This window comes from Methylobacterium crusticola, from assembly GCF_003574465.1.
In the GTDB taxonomy this organism is placed as follows: domain Bacteria; phylum Pseudomonadota; class Alphaproteobacteria; order Rhizobiales; family Beijerinckiaceae; genus Methylobacterium; species Methylobacterium crusticola.
In genome coordinates this window covers 1-6,785 of record NZ_KZ984659.1, presented here as the reverse complement: position 1 = coordinate 6,785, position 6,785 = coordinate 1, and the positions used below count along the sequence as shown (strand labels likewise).

The window sequence follows — 6,785 nt, the reverse complement described above, 5'->3', positions numbered from 1 at the left end:
CGCGGGCGCCGCAGCCCGCCGCGGGCGCCGCGCCTCAGCCGCCGGCGAGCCGCCCCTTGACCCACCCGCTCGCCTTGGCGAAGTCCATCCGCCCCGTGTACCGGCCCTTCAGGGCGGCGACGACCTTGCCCATGTCCTTGGGCGACGCGGCCCCGGTCTCCGCGATGGCGGCGTCGATGGCGGCGCGCACCTCGTCCTCGCTCATCTGGGCCGGCAGGAAGCTCGCCACGATGGCGGCCTCGTGCCGCTCGGCCTCGGCGAGTTCCGGGCGGCCGCCCTGCTCGTAGATCCCGGCCGACTCGTTGCGCTGCTTGATCATCTTCTGGAGCAGCGCGAGGATGTCCCCGTCGCCCGGCGCCTCCTTGCCGAGGCCGCGGGCCTCGATGTCCTTGTCCTTGACGGCGGCCTGGATCAGCCGGACGGTGGCGAGCTTCGCCTTGTCGCCGGCTTTCATGGCCTCCTTCATCTCGGCGGTCAGGCGCTCGCGCAGCAGCATGGCGGTCTCCAGTCTCCGTTGTGGCCGAGGCACTTGAGGGGGATGCCGGGCACCCCCACATTGACCGGGCCGGCGCCCGGCCCTTAAAGACGCCTGCCTCGAGTTCAAGACGCCCGTCCCGGGGACGGGCGCTCGGCCGCAAACGGCCGGGTTCGCCGCGACATAAGCGAGATCACGATCATGCTGCAAGACGACGGCGCGGCCGCTCCCGCGCAACCGGAAGGCTGGGCCGAGCCCGTCGCCACCGCGCTCCTGGTGCTGGCCGACGGCACGGTGCTGGAGGGGTTCGGCATCGGCGCCACCGGCGAGGCGGCCGGCGAGGTCTGCTTCAACACCGCCATGACCGGCTACCAGGAGATCCTGACGGACCCCTCCTACGCCGGCCAGATCGTCACCTTCACGTTCCCGCACATCGGCAACGTCGGCACCAACGACGAGGACCTCGAGAGCCTCGAGGCGGCGCCGGCCTCCGGCGTCTGCGGCGCCGTGATCGCGGCGGCCGTGACGGCCCCCTCGAACTGGCGCTCCTCGCGCCACCTCGACGCCTGGCTCAAGGCCCGCGGGATCATCGGCATCACGGGCATCGACACGCGGGCGCTGACGGCGCTGATCCGCGACCACGGCATGCCGAACGCGGTCCTGGCCAACGATCCCGACGGGCGCTTCGACCGCGAGGCCCTGAGGGCGCGCGCCGCCGGCCTGCCGGCCATGGAGGGCCTCGACCTCGTGCCGCCGGTGACGAGCCGCGCGGCCTCGGCCTGGGGCGAGACGGCCTGGGAGCACGGCGCCGGCTACGGCACGCGGGCGCCCGGCGAGGGCCTGCGGGTGGTGGCGATCGATTACGGCGTGAAGCGCAACATCCTGCGCCTGCTCGCCCGCGCCGGCTGCGACGTCACCGTGGTGCCGGCCACCGCCAAGGCCGAGGAGATCCTGGCGCTCGCGCCCGACGGCGTCTTCCTGTCGAACGGCCCCGGCGACCCCGCCGCCACCGGCGCCTACGCGGTGCCGGTGATCCGCGCCCTCCTGGACCGGAAGGTCCCGACCTTCGGCATCTGCCTCGGCCACCAGCTCATGGGCCTCGCCCTCGGCGGGCGCACCGTGAAGATGAGCCAGGGCCACCACGGCGCGAACCACCCGGTGAAGGACAAGACCACCGGCAAGGTCGAGATCGTGTCGATGAACCACGGCTTCGCGGTCGACCCGCAGAGCCTGCCCGACACCGCCGTCGAGACCCACGTCTCGCTGTTCGACGGCTCGAATTGCGGCCTGGCGCTGACCGACCGGCCGGCCTTCTCGGTGCAGCACCATCCGGAGGCCTCGCCCGGCCCGCAGGACAGCCACTACCTGTTCGACCGCTTCGTCAGCCTGATCCGCGAGACGAAGGGCACCAACGCCTGATCGGGCCCCGGGTTGCAACAAGCGGCCCGGCGTCACAAAAAACCCGAAGTCGCGGTCCAGCCTGCGAATCGCTCACCGCCCGCAGGCGACGACGAACCACGATCGTCGCGGGGCCGCGAACCGGGGCTTGCCAAGTGACACGCGACCACGCCGCCACCGACGCCTTCACGCGCCTGCACCGCGCGTTCACGTTCCACCTCGGCGTCGCCGTCGGCCTGGCCTGGGCCAGCGCGCTGCTCGCGGCCTGCTACGCGCCGTGGGTGCGCAACATCCGCCCGCTGCTCGATCCGGCGGGCAGCGGCCGCGTCGAGAGCACGTGGTCGTTCCTGTTCGCGCTGCCGGTGGTGCTGACGCTCGCCTGGCTCGGCTCGGTCTACGGCCGCGAGATGCTGCGCCAGTTCCGCACCCTGCCGAGCGACGCCGCCGAGTTCGCCCTCGCGGCCCTCGTGGCCTTCGGAGTGTTCTACCTCGCGGTCGACCGCGCCGTCGCGGCGCTGCTGCTGGGCTTCTGAACCCGCCCGCCATGACGGCGTCCTGGCGCGAGTTCTGGAACCGGGACAACGCGATCTACGTCAACGACCGACACCGGGCCCGGCACTATGCCGGGCTCGCCGGCGAGGTGGCGCTCCTCGTGCCGCACGCCGCCGCGCAGGTGCTCGACCACGGCTGCGGCGAGGCGCTCTCCGCCGAGCGCGTGGCCGCCGCCTGCGGCCGGCTCTACCTCTGCGACGCGGCCCCGCGGGTGCGCGCCGCCCTCGCGGCCCGCCTCGCCGGGCGTCCCGGAATCGTCGTGCTGGCGCCCGAGGAGCTCGGCCGGATCCCCGACGCGACCCTCGATCTCGTGGTGGCGAACTCCCTCGCCCAGTACCTGACGGCGGCCGAGCTCACGGCCTGCCTGGAGGTGTGGCGCGCCAAGCTCAGGCCGGGCGGGCGGCTGGTCCTGGCCGACGTGATCCCGCCGGACCTCGGCGCCGCGGCGGATGCCCGGGCCCTCCTCGCCTTCGCGCGCGAGGGCGGCTTCCTCGGGGCGGCGCTCCTCGGCCTCGCCCGCACCGCCCTCTCCGACTACCGGGCGCTGCGCCGCCGCCTCGGCCTCGCGCGCTACACCGAGGCCGAGATGCTGGCGCGGCTCGACGCCGCCGGCTTCCGGGCCGCGCGCCGGGCGCGCAACCTCGGCCACAACCAGGGCCGCATGGCCTTCGAGGCCGAGGCCCGCGCGGCCGGGGCCTGAAGGGCGACGCCCCGGCGCGGAACGATCCGGCCCGGGGGGCGCTGTTTCGCCGCCGGTCCTTGTCCGGGCGGCCGCGCCGACCGAGTTATGCCCCGTTCCTGCACGGGGAGAGCCCAGGATGGCGCTGGCGCGTCGCTCCCACCTCACGCGTCGTTCCCTCCTCGCCGGGGCGGCGGCGCTCGTCGCGGGCGGCCGGGCCCGGGCCGCGGCGGACGCCGACGTCGCGGTGGTCGGGGCCGGGGCCGCGGGCCTCGCGGCGGCGGCGGCGATCCGCCGCGCCGGCCACACCGTCGTGGTGATCGAGGCCCGNACGGGCCTCGGGCCCGAGCGCAGCTTCGATGCCGGCGGGCAGTACATTCACTGGGCCGAGCGCAACCCCTGGGCGCCGATCGCCCGGGCCGCGGGCGTCCGCACCACGAGCGACGAGACGAGCGCCTGGCCGGTCCTGGTGATGGACGGCGCCCGGGCGAGCGACGCCGACCGCCGCCAGCGCCGGGCCGGCTTCGGCCGGCTCACGGCGCTGCTCGACCACCCGGCGCTGCCCGACCGCTCGATCCGGGAGGCCGTGGCGGGCGAGGACGCCACCGCCCTCGCGGCGGCGACCGGCCTCACCCGCCTCACCCTCGGCGAGGAGCCGGACCGGGTCTCGTGGGCCGATTACGATCAGCTCTGGTCCGGCGACGACATCTGGGTCGACGGCTACGGCGCCCTGGTGGCGCGCCACTACGCGGCCCTGCCGGTGCGGACCGGCACCCCCGCGACCCGGATCGACTGGAGCGGCGCCGGGGTGGCGGTCGAGACGCCGCGGGGCACCCTGCGGGCCTCCTGCGCCATCGTGACGGTGCCGGTCGGGGTGCTGGCGGCGGGGGGCCTGCGCTTCACGCCGGACCTCCCGGCCGCGACGCTCGCGGCGGTCGAGGGGTTGCGCATGGGCGCCTACACCAAGATCGGCCTCGGGCTCGACCCCGCCCGCCTGCCGGCCCAGGACCTGCGCGACGCCGTGCTGGTGCGGTCCGGCTCGGCGCAGGAGCCCGGGTTCACGGCGTACCTGGAGATGCAGCCGTTCGGAAAGCCCCTGGCGGTGCTCCATTGCGGCGGCGACGCCGCCCGCGCCCTCTGCGAGGCCGGCGAGGCGGCGGCGGTGGCGGCGGCCACCGATCATCTCGCGTCGGCCTTCGGGGCCGGCGCGCGGGGCGCCGTCACGGCCGGACGCCTCGCCGGCTGGTGGACCGACCCCTACGCCCGGGGCAGCTACTCCATCGCGCGGCCGGGGCGGCTCGCGGCCCGGGAGGCCCTGCGGGCGCCTGTGGCCGAGCGGCTGTACTTCGCCGGCGAGGCCGCGGCGGGCGGGGGCGCCATGACGGTGGGCGGCGCGACGCTCGACGGCGAGCGCGCCGCCGCGGCGGCGCTGAAGCGCCTGGGTCCGTGAGAGGCACCGGGTCCGGCCCGGCGCCGGGAGGACGCTCCTCGCCCACCCCGGTCGGGGCCGCCGCGTCGTCGCGGTCCGCGCCTCGCCGCGACCCTGGCGGCGGACCGGCCGCGAGGTTGCCGACGACCGTCCTAGTGGAGGCCGCGGCGCGGCTCGCCGTCGCGGCGGCGCTCCCAGGCCTGGACGATGTTGCCGGCAACGCCGCCGTCGCACAGGCGGCTGCTGAGGTCGGCGAAGCTGCGCTCGCTCGTGGCGAAGTCGCTGGCGCTCTCCGCGTCGTCGGCCTCCTCGTCGTCCGAGGCCGCGAAGCGGTCGAAGGCCGCGGACATCTCCGCGTACGCGAAGGCGACCGGCATGGTGCGGAACACGGTGACGAAGTCCGCGTCGAGGTCGCCGGTGTCGAGATCGCGCATCTGCACCACGTAGCCGTCGGCATGCTCGACGATCTCGTACTGCCAGTGAAGGCCTTCGCAGGCTGCAAGGATCATCGCGGTCTCCCCTCTCGCCTCCGTGACGGAATGCGGCGGGAGCCGGGAGGGTTCCGGCCCGCCGGGGGCACGCGGCCGTGAAGCGACCGTTCCTCGCCGAAAAGCTTAATCCGACTCGGCGCGCCCTCATCCCGAAGGCGGACGCGGGAACGGGGCGCCAGCCCGGGCGCCGGCCGCCTGGGCGACGGCGACGCCCACGCCGTCCAGGAGCGTGAAGGCGATCCCGGCCGCCCGCAGCGCCGCGGCGGCGGCCTGGCGGCTGCGGCGCACGCCGGGACCGTCGGCGTTCTCCTCCAGGCGGCGGACCGTGGACAGCGAGAGCCCGCTCGCCCGGGCGAGATCCGTCATCGACCAGTCGAGCAGGCCGCGGGCGGCCCGCAGGTGGCTGCCCTCGATGCCGTCCTCGGCGGCGCGCGACACGGGGCCGGCGGGCACGCGCTGGCCCGCGAGGGCGGGCTGGTTGAGGATCGCCCATTCGCGGATGCCGCCCCGCGCATCGCGCACCGGCACGACGACGATCCTGAAGCGCTCGCGCGTCCCGTCCGCCAGGATCAGGGTCGGCGACAGCACGAAGGGCCGGCCGCTCTCGTAGCCCTCCCGGCGCCGCTCGCGCCAATACGCGCGCTCCTGCGGCACGAAGGCCTGGGCCACGTCCTCGATCAGCGCCTCCTCCGGCAGCCCGGTGAGCGCGACCACCTCGGCCGGGTAGCGGACCTTCGGGTAGGCCGGCATGGTGTAGGAGAAGGTCCGGGCCGCCTCGAACAGGAGGCGCCGGCGGGCCTGCTCGGCGGCGTGGGCGCGCACGAGCACCTCCCGGTTGCTCACGTCGATCACGACGCCGAGCGCCCGGAGCGGCCGCCCGTCCGGCGCGAAGGTGACCTCGCCCCGGCTCGCCACGGTGCGCTGGCTCCCGTCGGGACGGAAGACCCGGAAGGTGTGCGGCCTCAGGATCCCCTGCCGGGCGACGTCCGCGGCCGGTGCCAGGCCGGCGCGGTCCTCGGGGTGCACGAGGCTCAGGAGGCCCGTGTAGCTCGGCCGGAGGTCGCCCTCCGAGATCCCCAGGATGCGCAGCAGGCCGGGCGACCAGGCGTGCTCGCCCCGCGCGAAGTCCCAGCTCCAGGTTCCGGCCAGCCCGAAGCTCTCGACGACGCGCAGGAAATCACCGCTGCACGCGCCGTCCTCCGCCGGATGCGCGGACAGGAGCGGCATGCCGCCGGCGGAAGCATCGAGGAGACTTGCCAAATCCCGCCCCTCCCGTCGAACCGCCGCCGTCGCCGAATCAGCTGGACGTTAATCCGCGCCCACGGGCGGCACAAGCGCCGGACCGTGCGTCAGGTGCGACCTTGATCTAACAAAACACGCCCGCGGCGTGGACACGGAATGGTCGAAGGACCTGGGACTTCTGTCGCGTCCGTCGCGGGCCTCCGGGGCAGGGTGCGGCCGCACCGGTGCCCCCGCCTCTCGCCGGTGCGGACGACGGGGTCTTCGACGGCGCGGGCGCGCGCGGTGCCGGTTGAGCGGCGGGGACGCGCGCGTGCTCGCGCGAGACCCGGGCCGCGCGGGCCCGCCTCAGCGCCGGGTGCCGGCCTCGAACGCGGCGCGGCCGCCGACCCTGAGCGTGGTGCCGTTGCCGAGGTCGATCCAGCCCGGGGACCCTGCCCGGACCGGCGCCGGCGCGTCGCGGCACTCGGGCCGGTCGGGGAACCGGACCCCGGGCGGCGCGTCCTGCGGGCAGCGGCGCGG

General features: G+C 75.8%; 7 protein-coding genes and 1 pseudogene. 5 read left to right on the top strand and 3 right to left on the bottom strand.

All coding sequences use genetic code 11. From position 1 onward, the window contains the following. Positions 1-34: 34 nt before the first annotated feature. The gene (locus tag DT057_RS05350; protein ID WP_128561076.1) at positions 35-493 is read right to left on the bottom strand and encodes a GatB/YqeY domain-containing protein; all 459 of its coding nucleotides are present in this window, start codon (positions 491-493) and stop codon (positions 35-37) included. 183 nt (positions 494-676) lie between these two features. Between DT057_RS05350 and carA the strand changes: the two genes are divergently transcribed. The 5 genes and pseudogenes from carA to DT057_RS05330 form a co-directional block, all read left to right on the top strand. Beyond that, a complete protein-coding gene (gene carA, locus DT057_RS05345) occupies positions 677-1,894 on the top strand; it encodes a glutamine-hydrolyzing carbamoyl-phosphate synthase small subunit (protein ID WP_128561075.1) in 1,218 nt (405 codons plus the stop codon). Positions 1,895-2,028: 134 nt separating this feature from the next. Then, positions 2,029-2,406 carry a hypothetical protein gene (locus tag DT057_RS05340; protein WP_128561074.1) on the top strand — a complete coding sequence of 126 codons (378 nt, stop codon included), beginning with the start codon at positions 2,029-2,031 and terminating at the stop codon, positions 2,404-2,406. An 11-nt stretch (positions 2,407-2,417) separates the two neighbouring features. Beyond that, the gene (locus DT057_RS05335) at positions 2,418-3,125 is read left to right on the top strand and encodes a class I SAM-dependent methyltransferase (RefSeq protein WP_128561073.1); all 708 of its coding nucleotides are present in this window, start codon (positions 2,418-2,420) and stop codon (positions 3,123-3,125) included. 118 nt (positions 3,126-3,243) lie between these two features. Next, positions 3,244-3,434, top strand: a pseudogene (locus DT057_RS36545) (NAD(P)-binding protein); the annotation flags it as partial. Between the two features lies 1 nt (position 3,435). Next, positions 3,436-4,554 (top strand): flavin monoamine oxidase family protein (locus DT057_RS05330; RefSeq protein WP_244937346.1); only part of this gene is annotated, 1,119 nt, incomplete at its 5' end. A gap of 131 nt (positions 4,555-4,685) precedes the next feature. On the opposite strand, the gene DT057_RS05325 is transcribed toward DT057_RS05330, so the two are convergent. Further along, complete coding sequence (locus tag DT057_RS05325) at positions 4,686-5,042, bottom strand: hypothetical protein (RefSeq protein WP_128561071.1); 357 nt, start codon at positions 5,040-5,042, stop codon at positions 4,686-4,688. Between the two features lie 126 nt (positions 5,043-5,168). After that, positions 5,169-6,251, bottom strand: a complete 1,083-nt coding sequence (locus DT057_RS05320; RefSeq protein ID WP_128561070.1) for a PAS domain-containing protein — start codon at positions 6,249-6,251, stop codon at positions 5,169-5,171. Positions 6,252-6,785 lie beyond the last annotated feature (534 nt).